This window comes from Flavobacterium sp. 90 (assembly GCF_004339525.1).
Lineage (GTDB): Bacteria > Bacteroidota > Bacteroidia > Flavobacteriales > Flavobacteriaceae > Flavobacterium.
In genome coordinates, this window is the sequence record NZ_SMGE01000001.1 from 758,656 (window position 1) to 776,654 (window position 17,999).

Annotated in this window: 12 protein-coding genes; 9 read left to right on the forward strand and 3 right to left on the reverse strand. The window is 36.7% G+C overall.

All coding sequences use genetic code 11. The features are described from left to right. Positions 1–89 precede the first annotated feature (89 nt). The 3 genes from C8C83_RS03100 to C8C83_RS03110 all read right to left on the reverse strand — a co-directional run bounded on the left by C8C83_RS03100 (position 90) and on the right by C8C83_RS03110 (position 4,663). Positions 90–827, reverse strand: a complete 738-nt coding sequence (locus tag C8C83_RS03100) for an SDR family oxidoreductase (protein ID WP_121326390.1) — start codon at positions 825–827, stop codon at positions 90–92. 171 nt (positions 828–998) lie between these two features. Then, the gene (locus tag C8C83_RS03105) at positions 999–3,164 is read right to left on the reverse strand and encodes an alpha-glucuronidase family glycosyl hydrolase (RefSeq protein WP_121326391.1); all 2,166 of its coding nucleotides are present in this window, start codon (positions 3,162–3,164) and stop codon (positions 999–1,001) included. A 467-nt stretch (positions 3,165–3,631) separates the two neighbouring features. Beyond that, positions 3,632–4,663 carry a LacI family DNA-binding transcriptional regulator gene (locus tag C8C83_RS03110; RefSeq protein WP_121326392.1) on the reverse strand — a complete coding sequence of 344 codons (1,032 nt, stop codon included), beginning with the start codon at positions 4,661–4,663 and terminating at the stop codon, positions 3,632–3,634. Between the two features lie 473 nt (positions 4,664–5,136). Here C8C83_RS03110 and C8C83_RS03115 point away from each other — a divergent pair, with 473 nt between their 5' ends. From C8C83_RS03115 to C8C83_RS03155, 9 genes are all read left to right on the forward strand, one after another. Next, positions 5,137–6,492: a heme-binding protein gene (locus tag C8C83_RS03115; RefSeq protein WP_121326393.1), complete on the forward strand. Its 1,356-nt coding sequence runs from the start codon at positions 5,137–5,139 to the stop codon at positions 6,490–6,492. Positions 6,493–6,567: 75 nt separating this feature from the next. Then, positions 6,568–8,286 carry a thiamine pyrophosphate-dependent enzyme gene (locus tag C8C83_RS03120; RefSeq protein WP_121326394.1) on the forward strand — a complete coding sequence of 573 codons (1,719 nt, stop codon included), beginning with the start codon at positions 6,568–6,570 and terminating at the stop codon, positions 8,284–8,286. Between the two features lie 45 nt (positions 8,287–8,331). Beyond that, entirely contained in the window at positions 8,332–10,326 is a 1,995-nt protein-coding gene (locus tag C8C83_RS03125; protein WP_121326395.1) for a hypothetical protein, read from the forward strand. Positions 10,327–10,422: 96 nt separating this feature from the next. Then, positions 10,423–11,943 carry a ferritin-like domain-containing protein gene (locus C8C83_RS03130; RefSeq protein ID WP_132011651.1) on the forward strand — a complete coding sequence of 507 codons (1,521 nt, stop codon included), beginning with the start codon at positions 10,423–10,425 and terminating at the stop codon, positions 11,941–11,943. A gap of 12 nt (positions 11,944–11,955) precedes the next feature. Continuing rightward, positions 11,956–12,534: a hypothetical protein gene (locus C8C83_RS03135; protein ID WP_132011652.1), complete on the forward strand. Its 579-nt coding sequence runs from the start codon at positions 11,956–11,958 to the stop codon at positions 12,532–12,534. Continuing rightward, positions 12,534–13,448, forward strand: coding sequence for a DUF692 domain-containing protein (locus tag C8C83_RS03140; protein WP_121326398.1), 915 nt, complete (start codon positions 12,534–12,536; stop codon positions 13,446–13,448). Before C8C83_RS03135 ends, C8C83_RS03140 begins: the two co-directional genes overlap by 1 nt. Positions 13,449–13,457: 9 nt before the next feature. Next, positions 13,458–14,294, forward strand: a complete 837-nt coding sequence (locus C8C83_RS03145) for a DNA-binding domain-containing protein (RefSeq protein WP_121326399.1) — start codon at positions 13,458–13,460, stop codon at positions 14,292–14,294. 136 nt (positions 14,295–14,430) lie between these two features. Further along, positions 14,431–16,140 (forward strand): NAD(P)/FAD-dependent oxidoreductase, encoded by a 1,710-nt coding sequence (locus C8C83_RS03150; protein WP_121326400.1) that lies wholly within the window; start codon positions 14,431–14,433, stop codon positions 16,138–16,140. A 1-nt stretch (position 16,141) separates the two neighbouring features. Next, a complete protein-coding gene (locus C8C83_RS03155; protein ID WP_121326401.1) occupies positions 16,142–17,902 on the forward strand; it encodes a thiamine pyrophosphate-dependent enzyme in 1,761 nt (586 codons plus the stop codon). The last annotated feature ends 97 nt before the right edge of the window (positions 17,903–17,999 follow it).

The following is a 17,999-nucleotide window of genomic DNA, read 5'->3' on the forward strand; positions in this document are numbered from 1 at the left end:
CGTTTAATCCGCGTTCCTCTATAGGCAATTTAAGTTAGCAACTATTTACATCCAGCTAAAGCTGAACGCTATTCATTTATTCTTTTGATTTAAAAACCAATACTGTTTCCTCCATCAACTGGCAAAATGGTTCCGGTTGTATATTTTGATTCGCTCAAAGCGAAATAAAAAACGGCATCTGCAATATCTGATGGCTCTCCTAAAACACCCATCGGCGTTCTTGAAAGTACTTTGTTTTTTCTTTCCGGATCACTGTCCAAAGCTTTTGCTGACATTTTTGTTTTAATAAAACCCGGCGCGACACAGTTTACTCTGATTCCAAATGGAGCCAACTCTACCGCCATTGCACGAGTCATAGATTCTATCGCGCCTTTACTGGCAGAATATGCGATTACTTTCGGAATTCCGTATTGTGAAGCCATTGAACTAATATTAATAATACTTCCTCCTCCGTTTTCTTTCATGTTTTTTACAACGGCTTTACTAACTGCAAAAACGCTTAATAAATTGGTATGAATTATGGATAGAAAATCTTCATCGGTAACCTCTAAAAATTCCTTTTTCATGTTGACTCCTGCATTATTTACCAAAATATCAATCGGATTTTCTTTGGTCAGATTGTCAATCATTTCTGCAATTCCATCAATATTATTAAGATCAAAAAGTACAGGAATTGCATTTGGTCCAATTTCTTTGCAAGCGTCTTCTGTTTTTTCTTTTGTCCTTCCAATTATGTAGGTTTTGATTCCGTTATCACATAATTTTTTCGCTGTTGCAAAACCCAAACCCGAATTTCCTCCGGTTACAATTGCCGTTTTTGTGCTCATGTTTTTTAAAATATATTTATTGGACGCGGATTACACTGATTCGCTATCGCGAAAACGCTGATTTACACGGATTTTTTTTTATTTTTTTATTGGAAAAAATGCGTTTTTTCCGTGTCTTCACGATAGCGAATCTGTCTCATCTGCGTTACAATTACTCAATAATTCATTTACCTATCCATTTCCCGGTGCAAAAGGAAATTTTAATGATTCGAAATATTCCAAAGACTGTTTTGGTTTCTCTACTCCAACCGGTAATTCTTTACCCGAATATTGCTGAAAGTAAAGTAAACAAGCATCTCGCCACCATTTAGCTTCTTTGTACTGAATTTCTAACAACATTTCAACTTCTTTAAAACGTTCGTTGTCAACATATTTTATAGTTTTATCCCAGGTATTCTGCATTTCTTTCACCTGATTTACGCCTTCCTGATATTTTAAAGCCAGACCATTCCAAAGTGTTTGTCCATTTTTTAGTTTATAATCCCAGGAAACGTGATGAAACCACAATAAATCTTTCTCAGGGCAAGTTTCTAAATTCGAAAAAAGTTTTTCTATTTCCGGTGCGTATTGTGCTGTGGCATTAGTTCCTGTTTTAGAACGGTCGAAACCTATTCCGTTTTTATCCGCTTTGTGATAATACACGGGATTCCATTCCGGTCTTGATAAATTAGAAACCCACGGACCCGGACCATAATGATGTCCTGTATCCATAATGTGATGCAAACCCAAAGGCGTCATGTAATTTACAACTGCCTCTCTTGATTCAATCATCATCGCTTTAACCGGTTTTATGAAGTTTTCATCGTTCGAAAATGTACACCTCAGCCATTCATCAGCAATAGTTTCAGAGTCTAAATAAGGATTCCATGCCAGTCTTCCAAAGCCATACCAATTTGCTTGTGCAAAAGGATGTCCGGTCCAGTTTAGGTCATTTCCGATATTTGAAACACCTGCAATTCCGGTAAGTTTTGTGTGACTCAAAGAACCATCGACTACTTTGGCAACTGTAGTACCTTTTCCTTTTTGATACGTGTCAGATTCTAAAACTTCCTGAAATAATTTGGGCAAATAAACCAAATGAGTACTAAAACCCAGATATTCCTGTGTTATCTGAAACTCCATCATTAAAGGTGTTTTTGGCATCGCGCCAAACATGGGATGAAAAGGTTCGCGAGGCTGAAAATCGATTGGACCATTTTTTACCTGAACAATCACGTTTTCTCTAAATTTTCCGTCGTAAGGCACAAATTCGGCATAAGCTTGTTTTGCACGATCATTAACATCATGTTCTGAATACACAAATGCACGCCACATAATTATGCCACCAAAAGGCGCTACAGCATCAGCCAGCATATTGGCTCCATCAACGTGATCTCTTCCGTAATTTTGTGGTCCCGGCTGACCTTCTGAATTTGCTTTGACCAAAAAACCTCCAAAATCAGGAATTTCTTTGTAAATTTCAGCTGCTTTATTTTTCCACCATTTTATTACTTCAGCATCTTTTGGATCTGCAGTTTTTAAACCTCCAATTTCAATTGGTGCCGAAAATCTTGCCGTTAAATATACTTTTATTCCGTATGGTCGGAATACATTAGCCAAAGCTTGAACTTTCTCTAAATATTGAGGCGTTAAGATTAAGGCATTTGCATTTACATTGGTCAAAACAGTTCCGTTAATTCCAATTGATGCATTGGCTCTGGCGTAATCAATATAACGCTGATCTATAAAATCAGGTAATTTTTGCCAATTCCACAAAGAGAATCCGGCGTAACCACGTTCAACGGTTCTATCCAGATTATCCCAATGATTTAGAATTCTAATGTTTGTTTTTGGTGCATCAACAATATTTAATTTTTTAATCGACTTATTGGTTTGAATCAATCTTAAAAAATTATAAACGCCGTATAAAACTCCAATGTCTTTTTTACCGGTGATCAAAATGTGCTTTTTATTTTTTACGGAAATCGATTTAATTATAAAACCTTCTTCATTGATCTGATCAAAACTTCCAATTTCTTTTTGAATTTCTGAACCCAGCGATTCTTTCGAAGCAATAATAATCGTATTATCTCCCGCAGTTATTGGCTTATTTCCGAATTTCTTTCCTAACATCTCATTCAAACCTAATTGTAATTCAGCAAAGGCAATTTTTATAGTTTCAGAATTTCCTAAAGAAACAATATCCTGAATATTGGAAAGATATTCTGCTTTCAGATTATCATTAGTAATCTTATTGTATTGCAACCATAATTTATAATCTTTTTGAGCCGATACAGAACAGCAAACTGCAAAAAAAAGTAGAATCGATCTGAAAAAAGTCCTTTTTGTATGCGTCATTTTATTTGCTTTCTATCAATTTATCATTTTAAGTACAAATCACAAATTCTATTCAAAAACAACTTATTTAGCAAAAAAAGTGCTAAAAAAATATACTTTCAGAAAAAATACACAACTTGCAATCGGTTGCGCTAAAATACAAAAATATGGTAATAAAAAACTAAAAATCGATTTTTTTTAAATTTTAGATTATTTCACAAAGAGATTTAAATGATCGACGGTAAATTAAAATTGAGGTTTTATGGGTTTGCTATATAGTTTAAAAACTATATGCTTTAGGGGATTTAGCTTCTTCAACTGTTTTGACCACAAATTGCACAAATTTTCACAAATTAATTAGTGCAAATTTGTAGCTAATAAATATGTAGGCTTTGGACACTTTTAATGCATACTGATTTTACTCTAAAAAAAAATAACCTGTTAATACGCGTGTATTAACAGGTTATAGTATAGAACTAAAGTGCGTCTTAAATCCTTTTAGAGGATTCTCGTATGAGGACTTGTGTATTTAAAAATGTAATTTCTTTGGCATCTTCTTCCTTAGCCGATTTTAGATTTTTGATAATCAATTCGGCCGCAGCTTTACCCATTTTCTCAGCTGGATGTGTTATAGTAGAGATATTAGGCTCAATTATTTCAGAGATTGGATCATTGTTAAACCCTATTACCGCAAACTCTTCAGGTATTTTAACGCCTCTTTTTTTAGCGGTCTGCACTGCGCTTACAGCAAGAATATCTCCAGGAGCAAAAAGACCGTCCGGAGGAGGTTTTAAATCAAATAATTGATTGCAAGCCTTTACTCCATCTTCATAAAGCATTTTCTTTAGACTAATAATCAAACTATCGTCAACAGGCAAATCATGTTCTAATAAGGCATCGATATAACCTCTTTTTCGTTCATTATAAAGTGTACCAAATTCTGATCCTGCGGTTAAATGCGCTATTCTTTTACAGCCTTGTTCTATCAAATGCTTTGTTGCCTTGTAGCCTGCCAAATAATTATTGATTACAACACGAAAAGTATCGTAATCTCTGGGAACCCTGTCAACAAATACTAAGGGAATATTGTTGTTCGAAAATTGCTTAAAATGAGAAGTATCTTTGGTCTCCATTGCCAGCGAGCATATAACTCCACTTACTCTGTTGCTATATAAGGATTTAGCTAAATTTACTTCTGTCTCGTATGAATCATGCGATTGCATAATAATAACTGAATATTCAGATTTTTGAGCCGTAATTTCAATACCACTAATCAAAGAGGATAAAAAAGGCTGTGTTACTGTTGGTATTAAAATACCAATAGTTCTTGATTTATTTCCGCGCAAACCTGCCGCCAAAGTGTTAGGCACAAAACCCATTTCCTTGGCTGTCTGCTTTACTTTTTTGATTGTCTTTTCGCTGATAGTATGATGATCTTTTAAAGCTCTTGAAATTGTTGATGTCGCAAGATTAAGCTTCTCGGCAATATCATATATCGTTACATGTCTGTGTTCTTCCATCAATTATAATACTAATATCAGTAAATGTAATTATTTTAATGATATAACAACCCATTGTGTATGCATTTAGCGCATTGCAAACATTTAATATTAATTCGGTCCAGTCAATCTCAATTCTGAATCATCCTTTACTTAGGTTTAAATAGATTAAATGACCTAAATCTGCTTTGAATAATTTCTGCTTCAAAATGCAAAAAAAGCCCATACTCCTATTTTGGTCTCTCATGCATAAAAATTCGGCACTCATGCCTTTTTTTTAATTTAAACTTTTTCATCATAGTAATTTTATGAATAAATAAAATCCTAACCAGATCTATTTTCAAATATATTTTTTAATTAACACTTCTAAAGCCCACAAAATAAATGAATTACAAAATATCATTAAAAAATATAAAGTGAAACCCTGATCCTCTTAAATAAACAAACTTAACCATCCTGAAAACCTCATAAATCAGGAACAAAAAACTAAAAACATGGAAAATTCAATTAACCTAGAACAACAAAAATGCCCTTATTTGGCTCAACAAGCTGCAACAGCGGTAATTCCGGACATTACAACTCCACTTGTATCGACTACCAATCAACTACCAGTTGTTGGCACATCTAATATCGGATTACTAAATAACTTTATTGGTACCTGGAACAGCCCTACGGGAGCTGGTGCAACAGGTTACAATGTTATGCCTTTACCTCAAGTAGATGCTCCCAATGGTTACATTCTTAAAAACTTTCCTTATTTTGAAGAAATTTCATTTACACCTATAGCTGGTGGAGCACCAAATCGAGAGGGACAATATACACAGACAAGCGGTGTACTGTTTTATGAACAAAGGGTTTACATCGCAAACAATGCTGATCCAAGCGGAACACAGCCCATAGAAAACACCTTAATTCATGCCGAAAATGGCACTTGGCTTTATCACGCGATACAAAATCAAATGGAAGGTCCTTACGGTCCGGGTATTGTTCCTGATACAAATATCCCTGTACAAAATCCAGCCACGCAATACAACAAACAAATTTCAGTACCTCATGGTGTTTCCGTTTTAATGGTTGGAGGTCCAGTTGTTTCCGGAACAGGTAATCCACTTTTTCCAACAGCCGACAGAACTAAGTTACCGTTTACTAATCAATCTGTTATTGATCCATCAACTTATCTGACACAGCAATTGAATTCATTGAATGCCAATGGTATTACAGTTACCAATTATTCAAGTATTAATGTTAGCACTACTAATACTGGTGGCGCAGTAAGCAATATAAATTTTGAAAATTCTTTTGGTAAAGTGATTTCAATGAATACCACTTGGTATGTTGAAACTTTAAGTAATGGTACAGTTCAATTGCAGTACATTCAAAATATTGTTTTACAGTTTGTGATTGATGGCGTAGATACCCAATTTTTACATATTGATGCCAACACCTTACAACTAGTAGAAACATTTGTTCAGGTAGTTTCTACTCAGCCATGGCAAGATACCGGAGTTACTGTTCAATCTGGCAGCCCAGTAACCATAAGTTACAAGTCAGGTCAATGGACTGCGGATCCAAATACAAATAATGGTAATCTGTACGGAGCAAACGGCTGTCCGGGCATTATTGTAACGCAATCAGGTTATCCGGTTCAAAATGTAAATATGGGTGCACTTATAGGACAAGTTGGTACTAATGCTCCATTCTTAATTGGAAACGGACCTGTTACCACTCCTGCAGGACAAAGCGGCGCATTAAAATTATGTATCAACGATGATCTGAATGCTGAATATGGAGCCGGACTAGCCGATAACATTGGTAGTTTACAGGTGCGTATAAAAGTTCAAAACACTTAAACCAAGAGATCTTCAAAGTAATAAGAAATCTTTAGTCGAAAATAAATACTTCCCAAAAATTAAAACTTCTAAAAAATGAAACCTGCAAAAGAATTTACAGTCGCAGATTATCTTCTGACTCGACTTAAACAATTAAATGTTACCGAAATTTTTCAGATTCCAGGTGATTATGTAAAACATTTTACACAAGCTCTGGAGCATTTTGACGGAATTAAAACCATTGGAACTTCTAATGAACTAGATGCTTCTTATGCTGCAGATGCTTATGCGCGTACCCGAGGTTTGTCAGCTGTATCTCTTCAATACGGAGTAAGTACTTTTAGCGCATTAAATGCTATTGCCGGAGCTTATGTAGAGCGCAGTCCGGTTGTTGTAATTAGTGCTACTCCCGGAGCAGATGCCAGACAAATTGGAAGTATGTACAATGTACTTTACCACCATTCTACGGGTAATCTTAATGCAGATCAGGAGATTTATGAAAGAGTAACTGTTGCTACCGAAACCTTAAGCAGTTCAGTGGATGCTCCGGAAAAAATCGACAATTTAATCATCGCTGCACTTACACACCAGCGTCCTGTTTACATAGCGTGCTATAAAGAGGTATGGGGTGAACCTTGTCCTAAGCCTTCAAGTAAAAAACTAAAAGCACAAATACCAAAGAGTGAAACGGCGGCACTTGAAAATGCAGTTTCTCAGGCGTGGACTCAAATTACTCAGGCAAAATCACCAATTATTCTTGCAGGTGTAGAGATTTTACGACATGACTTATCAAATCTCTTAGAAGAACTTATTAAAGAGAGCGGAATGTTGTACACCACAACTTCACTTGGAAAAACGGTATTGGACGAGAAAGGAGATAAATTTATAGGTACCTATTCTGATCAGGCTTCAATACCCGAAGTAATCAAACTAGTTGAAGCTTCGGATTGCATTCTTTCTTTAGGAACTATAATTACCGATGATTATTTATGGCTGGTAGAAAATCAATTTCCAAATATGATTCAGGCAACTACGCAAGAAATGCGTGTTGGCTATTTTACCTATAATAATGTAACCTTAAAAGACTTTATTGAAGCGCTAATAGACCGTTTTAAAAGAACCTCATCATATCCTCTAAAAACTATTGCGCCACCTCAGCCTAAATTTCCGGAGCCCTGGAGATCAAACTCAGATCCTAAATATGATGCAACTCCCGAGGTAATAACATTCAACCGTTTTTTTGAACATACCACATCTTTCCTGAAAAAGGAGAAAATGCTGGACGATATTGTTATGACTTTTGGCGTAAGCTCTTCTATGTATGTGGCTACTAATATTTACGGATTATCGAAGAATGCCTATATATCTTCGGCTGCGTGGCAATGTATTGGTTTTGAAACCGGTGCAGCTTCCGGTGCTCAACTTGGGAGTGGTAAACAGGCTTGGACTGTTGCGGGAGATGGTGGCTTTATGATGATAGCACAATCACTTTCGACTCTTGTAAAATACAATATCAATTCTGTAATCTTTGTGATGAGTAACGGCGTCTATGCTATTGAACAGGTATATGTAGACATAAACTCGTTTAAAGCAGGACCAGAACATAAGTTTGATGAATTTGATATTCTTCCAAAATGGGATTATCAGGCACTTGCCAAAGCATTTGGAGCAAACAGCTACAGAGCTGAAACCATTACAGAGCTAAACGAAGTTCTTCTTAAACTCAAGAAAAAAACAAATCTTCCTACGCTTATAGAAATTGTAATTCCGCAAAAGGATCTGGCACAGCAAATGTCAAGATTGGGTAATGAATAAAACGTCCATAAAACAAATCTATATAAACTTCAAAAACATATTATTATGAGCAAGAAAACATACTCCATTTTTGGAGCAGGTGCAGCCGGGCTTTATACTGCCTGGAGATTACTGGATGGAAAATCCAAACTCGAAAAAAACGAAAAAATGCTTGTTAAAGGCGATGTATTAGAACTTTACGACTGGGGAAAATACGATTTTTCTAAAAAAGATCCAGGTACCAGAGCACCAGGCGCACGTGTTTGTACATGGCATTACAAGGATAATAAAGACAACTCATACCTTGAATTAGGTGGTATGAGATATTCTTATTGGAACGGAACCCCTATGGGAGCAGGTCATCGTGTAGTGACCAAAACCATAGAAAAATTAGACCTAAAAAAGGATTCTGTTGAATTTAATGAATCTGCTGACCCATTGATGTCTCTACGTTCTAAAAATATGTATGTCTCAGATGTCAATTCTAACCAACCAGCACCATATTTCGCTAACAATTATGCTCAAGACGCACCACCGGACGATGGGTTTACAACAATACAATCTGTAGCCATTACTGCAACCTCGGGACCAACTACCCGAAGAGAATGGTGTAAATTTTATGACGAAGGAAGAATCAATATCGAAATGCCAGACAGTTCGATCTTTAAAAAAGGAGATTTACTAAAAGAGATTGGATACTGGAATTTAGGCTATGATATGCTTGGACAAGAAGGATTTGGTTATTTAGCCGATGGTAATGGCTATAGTTCAAATGTAGTAAATAGCAACAGTGCTCAATCATTTAATGTCAATGACGAGTTTACTCCGGGAACCGAATATAAAACTTTGGTAAAAGGATATTCCAGTTTATTTGATGCCTTATTTCTGGAGGTTGAAAAATTGGCAAAACAAAAAGGGATCACTTTAAACTATTTTCCAAATACTCGTTTACGTTCTATTCTGCATACCAAATCAAAAGTACATTTTACAACAGCAAAACGTCAATCTCCGGATAAACTTGCAGAAAATAAAACCTGTGATGCAGCATTTCTGGCAATGCCAAGAGCAGCCATAGAATTAGTAGCCGAAGCAACCAGATATAGTGACTCAGAAGGTTTTGATGTATTAAATCACGAAAAAGTTCAACTGTATTTAGAGTCTGTAATTATGGAACCTTCCTACAAAATAGGAATGTTTTTTAAGACTCCCTGGTGGAGAGAAACTGCAGATGCAAGTCCAACTTATCCTGCTAAATTAACGAGTTATTTTTTGACACAGGAAGGAATTGCTAAACTGAAAAAAGACAAATTTCCAGATAGTTATCTGAAACATATAGAATTGGCTAAAAACCCTGTTATTATTGGAACTTCCTTTAATGACAAAGCCACTTTTATAGCTGCTGTAGAAAATGCGATCGAGGAACGTTTAACTTTCAAAGAAGAAAAACAAATCTCGACAATTGCAGAATTAGATACTATAGGTCCAAGTATTACAGATATGCCGATTCGACAAGTGGTCTATTTTGGAGATAATGCCATAAACCAAAAAGGAGAAAAAGTATACGGTATTCTTGCCAGTTATGATGATATTCAATATTCAACATTTTGGAAAGCTTTAGAACTTGGTCCTAATGCAACCCGCAAGATTCCTGAGTCCAGAGATTGCCAGCCACTCGAAGGACCAAGAAAAGCCACACCTGTAATGGTAAAAATGCTTCGCTCGCAATTAGCATCATTGCATTTTGGACCACAAACCGATTATTCTGCGGTACCTGAACCTTTAGAAACAAGATATATGGACTGGTCGCTCCCTCCTTTTAATGCAGGATATCACGCCTATAAATCGCATTATGATTTAGGTGATGTGCAAAGAAAAATCAGAAAACCATCACAACTCGTTCCAAAAACAGATTGCGAAATTTTTATAGTCGGTGAAACATATTCAAATGACCAAGCCTGGGTAGAAGGTGCTTTTTGTACAGCCGAATCTGTTTTGAATGACTTTTTTGGTATTGAAGCAATTATAGACGAAAAATACTACCCATTTATCTGTCCAAAATAGCTTCTTTGAACACAATACAGTAATTAATACTTGTTTTACCTTGGGTATTATATCAAAGGTAAAACAAACCTATTCCTCCAAAAAAAAAATAACTACATGAAAACAAAAAAACTTTTTACCTTTTCGGATACGGTAACAACAGGTAATATCGAAGAAGTAATGCAACAGGCCATTGCGCTTGAACTTGCAACTATTCCAACGTATTTATCTACCTATTATTCGATAAACAGAGCACAGGATCAGGACAAATTGTATGCTAAAATTTATGCCCAGCTTTCTCAATCCGGCGAACGTACTCCTGAAGAAATTGATGCATTGGCACAAGAACTGAAAGTCGACATATTGGTTTATTCCAATAAAGCCGCAGCTTTAATCATGAGCGTTGTTATCGAAGAAATGCTACATCTTGCTCTCGCATGCAATGTCAAACAAGCTGTTTGTCAAAACGCACCGGATCTTATGGGAATTGGAAAAGTATTAACATTTCCAACACAATTAGACGGACATATTCCAGAGTTTCAAATTAATGCTGCAAAATTATCATTAAACCAATTGACAACTTTTTTGCAGATAGAAAGTCCTGAAGATTTTGAAGATCCTTATAAAGACAAACAATTATTAAATACAATTGAATATCATACTATTGGTAAATTGTACGAATTAATTATTAAGTGCGTAGAAGAAGATTTCCCGGGACCATATAATTACAGACCGCAATTGCTTCCTCCGGATGATTCTGGACGTCCAAAACCATTCTATTCTCAAAATTCCATGAACACTGTGCATTATGACCGAGACCACAATCCTCAGTTTGCAAATCACGATGACAGTGGCGGACTCGTTGGAATATATGATGCTAAATCAGCAGTTGAAGCTTTAGGGCGTATTATTGAACAAGGAGAAGGGCAAAGTCAAGACGAACAACATACCTTAATATGGGGTGAAAATAAAATGCCTGTACCAATGGAAATTGTTGATGGAAAGGCAGTTTTTTGGAAAGGTGATTATGATGATACAGGAAAAGAACTGGCTCATTTTGCCAAATTTCTGGAAGCCTATAGTTTTGGTGGCTATTACCAGGAAAAGTTTCGTAAGATTCAGGGCTTAGACGATTTCTTTAGCTATTTTGTATATGATACTGATGCTAATCCCAAAACAGCCGATTATGTTGCTTCGGGTAACCAGGCACTGGCATTGTGCTCACAATTGGGTAATGCCGTTTTTGCCTATATACTTTTAATGATTGAAGCCTGCTATCACAAAGACGAAAGTACCCAATACGATTTATTCATGTACGGTATTCACAAATCGATGATCTGGCTATTGAGCGGTGTTGGAAACCAAATCAATCAGTACACTTATAACAAAGGCAATGCAGCCTACAGAGGCGCTCTGACATTTGAACCTTTTGCGTTTGAGCAAAGTTTTCTGAGACCTAAAGCACAAATTATGAGCTTAGTCGATCAATTGGCTAAAGCAGATCCTGTCAATTGGGGTTGGGCAATAAAAAGCGAAAATTATTTTCCGTCTTTACCAGATGTAGGACTAGATTATAGCATTGTAGCCGATGTGCCAAAAGTACCAGGTACACCTTATACTCATACTCATCATCATTAAAAAAAATATATTATGTCAGAATTAGTAAATAGAGAGCTTCATGTATGCATGGGGCTTAATTCATGCAAAAACACAGGATATTCGGGAAATAATGAATGTGCAGGAAAGGGCGATTGCTCAACAGCAGTTGGTCATCCTTGCCACACTTTAAACGCTTGCAAAGGACAAGGTGGCTGCGGTATTTTTGGAACTACTGAAGAATTTTGTCATCCGGGTCAAAACGAATGTCGATATCAAGGCAGCTGTGGTGTACCCATTTTAGCTTCTCGTTTTATGGCTCAAGGTCCTAATAGAGGACTTAGTGTTTGGCAATTAGCCAGAATACGCTTCGAAGAAAAAAGAAAAGAAAATGGTGAGGACTTTGGTTCTGCTCCGCTACCATACGGACCAACTGATGCTTACGTAAACACTCTTCGCGGTACAACAGGTCAGGATTATTCTTCTTGCGGACAAAGTGGTTCAAGATCTTGTTCTTATATAAATAACCCTGATAAAAGAAAGGCTGCTGCCGATCAAAGAGTTTTGAAGATGGAACAGGAAAGTGCAGAAAAACTACCGGAGAGTCTTTCTAATTGTAAACCAAAAAAATAATGGACACCAGACTCGGATTACCCAATTTAGGGCTGGGCTTAGGACTTAGAAGCCAGCATTTTGAGCATATTCTAAAAAACAATCCTGCCGTAGATTGGTTTGAGGTAATTTCTGAGAATTTTATAGATTCACATGGACGTCCAAGATACATCTTACATCAAATAGCAGAACGATATCCCGTGGTCATGCACGGGGTATCGTTGTCTATTGGAAGTACTGATCCGTTAAATTTTGATTATCTCAAAAGTTTAAAACAATTAGCAACCGAGGTACAACCAGCCTGGATTAGCGACCATTTGTGCTGGACAGGAGTTTTAACGACCAATTCGCACGATTTACTTCCGCTTCCGCTAAATGACGAATCATTAAAACACGTTTGTAATCGAATCATTCAGGCGCAAGACTATTTAGAACGACCGCTGATTATCGAGAATCCAAGCACTTATGCAGCCTTTAATAATTCTACGCTTCCGGAATGGGAATTTTTACGAATAATGACCGAAGAAACTGGTTGCGGATTACTTCTGGATGTAAACAACGTTTATGTATCTTCTTTCAATAATGATTTTGATCCTGTCGAATATATCAAAGGAATTCCGCATGATAAAATTGTACAAATGCACTTGGCCGGTCATCAAAATTGTGGCAATTATATTATTGATACGCACGATCGAGAAGTCAATACTCAGGTATGGAAATTGTTTCAAATGGCTTATCAACTGGCAAATGAAGCTTCGGTTTTATTAGAATGGGATGGCAATATTCCCTCCTTCGATATATATCATTCTGAATTGCTTAAATCAAAACAATATATGGATGAAACATTTGTGGGAGTTGAAAATGAAGTCCATTTTATGGATAAAGAACAGGTTTCAAACCCATTGAATCTTTTTGAAATGAATAAATTTATATAAGCCCAAAAAATGCAGAAAACGGTCAAAATACCATTAAAAAATTTCCAACATTGGATGCAGCAACTTTTATTGGATCCTTACCAGCAAACGGGAGTCAATCCCAGCGATTTACTTTCGGATCAAAATGCTGCTTCAATTGAAGATGTGATTTGTCATTCTGAAAAACTTACCGCACAGGAACATTTGGGTATTTACCAAAGAAGCTACATTGCACGTTTACGAAATTGTATGTCGCAGCAATTTAGTGCTTTAGAATATGCCTTAGGCGAGGCTATTTTTTGCGCTTTCGCCGATGATTATCTCGCTTCAAATCCATCTCACAACTATAACTTAGCCTATTTAGGAGCCCATTTTGCAGACTATCTTGAAATCAACCGACCCGATGCTCACGAAAACATCAAAGAAGACTGGATTGATTTCATGATTGAACTCGCCCGATTTGAATATGCTATTGGCGTTATTTTTGAAATGAAAGCCGAAGAAGATTACCAGTTAGCCTCGATAGATACAGATGAAAGCAAACTAAAACTCGTACCTATATGCGAGTTGTTTAAATTTAGATTTCCTGTCCGAAAATACTACTCGGAATTTAAAAATGAAAAACAACCCAATTTACCTTCTGAAAGCGAAAGTTATTGTGTAGTCCTGCGCCATAAATTCAAATTAGCTATTTATGATTTGCATAAAGAACAATTTGAGTTTTTGACTTATTTGAAAGAACAAAACAATATTGCTGAAGCTAAAGAACTGTTTAAAGCTCAATATAAAGAAAACACACCTTCACTTGATGAAGTTTGGAACAGTTGGAAAGAATCCTGGATAACGGCTAATTTTTTTCGAGTTTAACCAAAAACATTCCAAATCCCTCCTTCTACAATATAAAAACAGGTAGAATTACGCTTGAAAATGAAGATTTTAGTGAGTTATTTTATAAATAATTTCATTCCCAAAAACAATAACCCAATAATTAAACTACCTAATCATGGAAAACTATTTACACGGTTTACTCGACGAAGACAACGACGACATTATTAAAGACTACTTAAAATACATTGATGGGGGAATCCCATGTACGGATAAACCAAAAGACGTATTAATCATTGGTGCCGGAATGGCTGGAATGGTGGCCGCAGCTATGTTAAAAGAGGCCGGACATAATGTTACGATAGTCGAATCAAACACTCGCGTTGGTGGAAGGATTAAGACTTTCAGGAATTCTGAAAACAAAAAATATTTTGAAGACGACAGTGTTTATGGTGAAGCCGGTGCAATGCGTATCCCAACCATACACAAGATGGTACTTAAATACATTGATAAACTCGGACTAAAAACTGAGCCTTTTTATTATAAGTCTGTCGATAAAGAACAGGCAATCGCATATCAGGCAGGCTTAACTAAAAAGGAGCCGGATGTTACTAAAAATTCCCTTTTTTATGTTAACCGCAAACGTGTTGTCCAGAATGAATACATCAAAAAAGATGTCGATATAAACAAACTACTGGACTTTAATTTGGGCAGCAGCGAAAACAAACGTGCTGACGAGTTAATGGCCGCTCTCATTGATCCACTTAAGGCTTTTATTGCAGAAGATCCTCAGAAAAACTGGCCTTTGCTGATTGAGCGCTATGGAGAATATTCGATGCGTCGTTTCTTAAAGGAACATTCAATGTATTCAGAAAATGCTATCGAGATGATTGGAGTTATGCAAAATCTGGAGTCCAGAATGGCTTATGATTTTATCCAGAGTTTTATTGAGCAAAATATCATCAAGGATTCGACTACGTTTATGGAAATTGTGGGCGGAAGCGACTTGCTGCCTAATGCATTCTTTAAAGCTCATAATCTGGAAGAAAACACCTATTTTGATTGCAGAATGACCAAAATGAAGCTCGTTAACAACAAGGTAAAAATAGAAGTGGATATTGAAGTACAGCGTGATTTTCAGTTTTATGAAGACGCAGGATTCAAAGCATTAAAAACACCTGTTAGTGATCTGGAATTTGATGAAATAATTGTCACTATCCCATTTTCTGCATTAAGACATGTTTATGTATTACCTCAATTCGATCAGCAAAAACGAAAAGCAATCCGAGAACTGCACTATGATTCTGCTACTAAAATATTGCTGGAATTTCGTGAAAAATGGTGGCAGGAAGCACCTTATAATATTGTTGGCGGCGGTACGATTACCGATTTTTCGAACCGTTTCACTTATTATCCGAGTAATGATTTGGGAGCTAAAGGACATGGTGTTGTACTGGCATCTTATTGCTGGTCTGACGAAGCAAGCCGTTGGGATTCTATGGATGATGATGACAGATATTTTTATGCACTTAAAAATCTGGCGATCATGCACTCTGATGACCCGAAGGAACAACAGCGCATTATTGACCTTGCCGTAATTACTTCTAGCATAAAAGACTATAAAAAGAAAGGTGGAAAATTAATAGGTGCCGCTACACAAAGCTGGATGCGTGATCCTTATGCATATGGTGAAGCAGCAATATTTAATCCGGGACAGTTACAATTATTACAGCAACATATCATCTCAACCGAATGGGAAGGAAAAGCGCATTTTGCCGGAGAACATACTTCGCTAAAACATGCCTGGATTGAAGGCGCGATTGAGTCCGGAATCCGTACTGCACTTGAAGTTAACGAAAATACTGGTAACCTGAATAACCCAATTTAAGATGTCACAGCAAAAAATATCCGTTGCAAAATACCTGCAAATACGTCTGGAACAACTAGGACTTACCCATTTATTTGGAATTGCAGGCAATTATACTGCGCCATTTTTGAATACGATTCACGAAGACAAAAATGCAAAAATTAAAATCGTTAACGACACAAATGAAATAAACGCCGGACATTGTACCGATGCTTACGCGCGTCAAAACGGATTCGCTGCAGTAGCGGTAACCTATGGCGTTGGAGCATTTACACTGCTCAATTCGGTTGCAGGTTCTTATGTAGAGCACTGTCCCGTGCTTGTCATTAATGGTGCTCCAACCAATAAAGATCAGCAAAGAAGTCTCGTTCAGGGAATGCTGGCATCACATATGACCGGTGATATGTACAGTAACATCAATGTGTACCGAAACGTTACCGTTGCAGCAGAACAAGTTACAGGTTCATCAGATGCTCCTTATAAAATTGATTCCGTTCTGAATGCTTGTATTCTATACGGAAGACCGGTTTATCTTGAGGTTTTTGAAGATGTATGGCGAATGGAATGCAATCCGCCTGTCGCTCCATTGGCAGAAAGAGAATCATCTAAATGTCAAACAAGTGCACGCAACGCGGCTAAAAGAGTAGCTGCATTGGCAAAAGAAAAAGAAATTATTTTTTGGGGAGGTATTGAGATTCAGCGCTACGGTATTCAAAAGGAATTCCTTGATCTGATCGAAACTACCGATACTGAATTTGTGACTTCTATACTTGGAAAATCAATCGTATCCGAAAATCATCCTAAGTTCAGAGGTGTTTTTAATGGTAAGGCATCGCCAAAAGATGTCTATGACCAATTCAAAGATGCTGGGCTAAAAATTGGTCTTGGCGTATGGACCACCGGCAAAAATTTGGGAGGTTTTGATGTTTGGCAAGAAAATACTGTACTTGCCAATCATAGCGGTGTAAGGATTGGTGCTTCTTATATAGCTAATGTGTCGCTAAGAGATTTTATTATATTTCTGAAAGAAGAACTTATTAAAGTTAAATTTAGTGCTTACGAAATGTATGATGCAGAAAAGCTGCCTGAATCATTTTTCCTGGCTGATAACCAAATGCTGAAAAAAGGGAAACCAGCGCTTACTTACGATACATTTTTCAAGAGAATCAATGATTTTATAGACGAGAGACATATAGTCATTGCCGATGCGGGTTTTCCGTTATTAGGAGCACAAGGCATTCGTATTGCAGAACCTAACGGATTCGTAGCACAGGCATCATGGCTTTCGATAGGTTATTCTGTTCCTGCGGCAACCGGAATAAAATGTGCCAGACCTGATAAAAGGGCGGTAGTATTTGTTGGAGACGGTGCTTTTCAGGAAACTTGTCAGGCTATATCTACACAAAATAAGCTGAAACACGACACTATTGTTTTTGTTTTGGATAATGGTATTTATGGTATTGAACAAATGCTTGTTAATCCAAATCCGTTTCGTGGTGAAAAAAAGGTAGAATATAGCGTTCCCGATTTAAACAGCGTTTATGATTACAACGAAATGCACCGTTGGAAATATGCAAAACTCGTTGATGTATTTGGAGGTAAAGGTTTTGAAGTCAACACTCTCGACGAACTCGAAGAGGTTTTGAAACAGCTTGACAGCATTAAGGAAAACACCATTATACATGTAAACATACCCAAGACCTCTATTCCGGAAGCAATTGGTTATAAAACATATGAGTCTGGAGAAGATGAATTTTTGAATCATGACTGGAGTTTATGTTAGGTTTAAAATTGGTTATTTTTTAACATCAAGTTTAAGGCTTTTTTATTTTTGATCTATTTCGAGAAAGCATTTACTTTATTATGGAATAACTACACTT

What these genes read in the sequence shown, in the direction of transcription:
- C8C83_RS03100 (WP_121326390.1), bottom strand. Translation starts at nt 827, where the DNA reads ATGAGCACAAAAACGGCAATTGTAACCGGAGGAAATTCGGGTTTGGGT.
- C8C83_RS03105 (WP_121326391.1), bottom strand. Translation starts at nt 3,164, where the DNA reads ATGACGCATACAAAAAGGACTTTTTTCAGATCGATTCTACTTTTTTTT.
- C8C83_RS03110 (WP_121326392.1), bottom strand. Translation starts at nt 4,663, where the DNA reads ATGGAAGAACACAGACATGTAACGATATATGATATTGCCGAGAAGCTT.
- C8C83_RS03115 (WP_121326393.1), top strand. Translation starts at nt 5,137, where the DNA reads ATGGAAAATTCAATTAACCTAGAACAACAAAAATGCCCTTATTTGGCT.
- C8C83_RS03120 (WP_121326394.1), top strand. Translation starts at nt 6,568, where the DNA reads ATGAAACCTGCAAAAGAATTTACAGTCGCAGATTATCTTCTGACTCGA.
- C8C83_RS03125 (WP_121326395.1), top strand. Translation starts at nt 8,332, where the DNA reads ATGAGCAAGAAAACATACTCCATTTTTGGAGCAGGTGCAGCCGGGCTT.
- C8C83_RS03130 (WP_132011651.1), top strand. Translation starts at nt 10,423, where the DNA reads ATGAAAACAAAAAAACTTTTTACCTTTTCGGATACGGTAACAACAGGT.
- C8C83_RS03135 (WP_132011652.1), top strand. Translation starts at nt 11,956, where the DNA reads ATGTCAGAATTAGTAAATAGAGAGCTTCATGTATGCATGGGGCTTAAT.
- C8C83_RS03140 (WP_121326398.1), top strand. Translation starts at nt 12,534, where the DNA reads ATGGACACCAGACTCGGATTACCCAATTTAGGGCTGGGCTTAGGACTT.
- C8C83_RS03145 (WP_121326399.1), top strand. Translation starts at nt 13,458, where the DNA reads ATGCAGAAAACGGTCAAAATACCATTAAAAAATTTCCAACATTGGATG.
- C8C83_RS03150 (WP_121326400.1), top strand. Translation starts at nt 14,431, where the DNA reads ATGGAAAACTATTTACACGGTTTACTCGACGAAGACAACGACGACATT.
- C8C83_RS03155 (WP_121326401.1), top strand. Translation starts at nt 16,142, where the DNA reads ATGTCACAGCAAAAAATATCCGTTGCAAAATACCTGCAAATACGTCTG.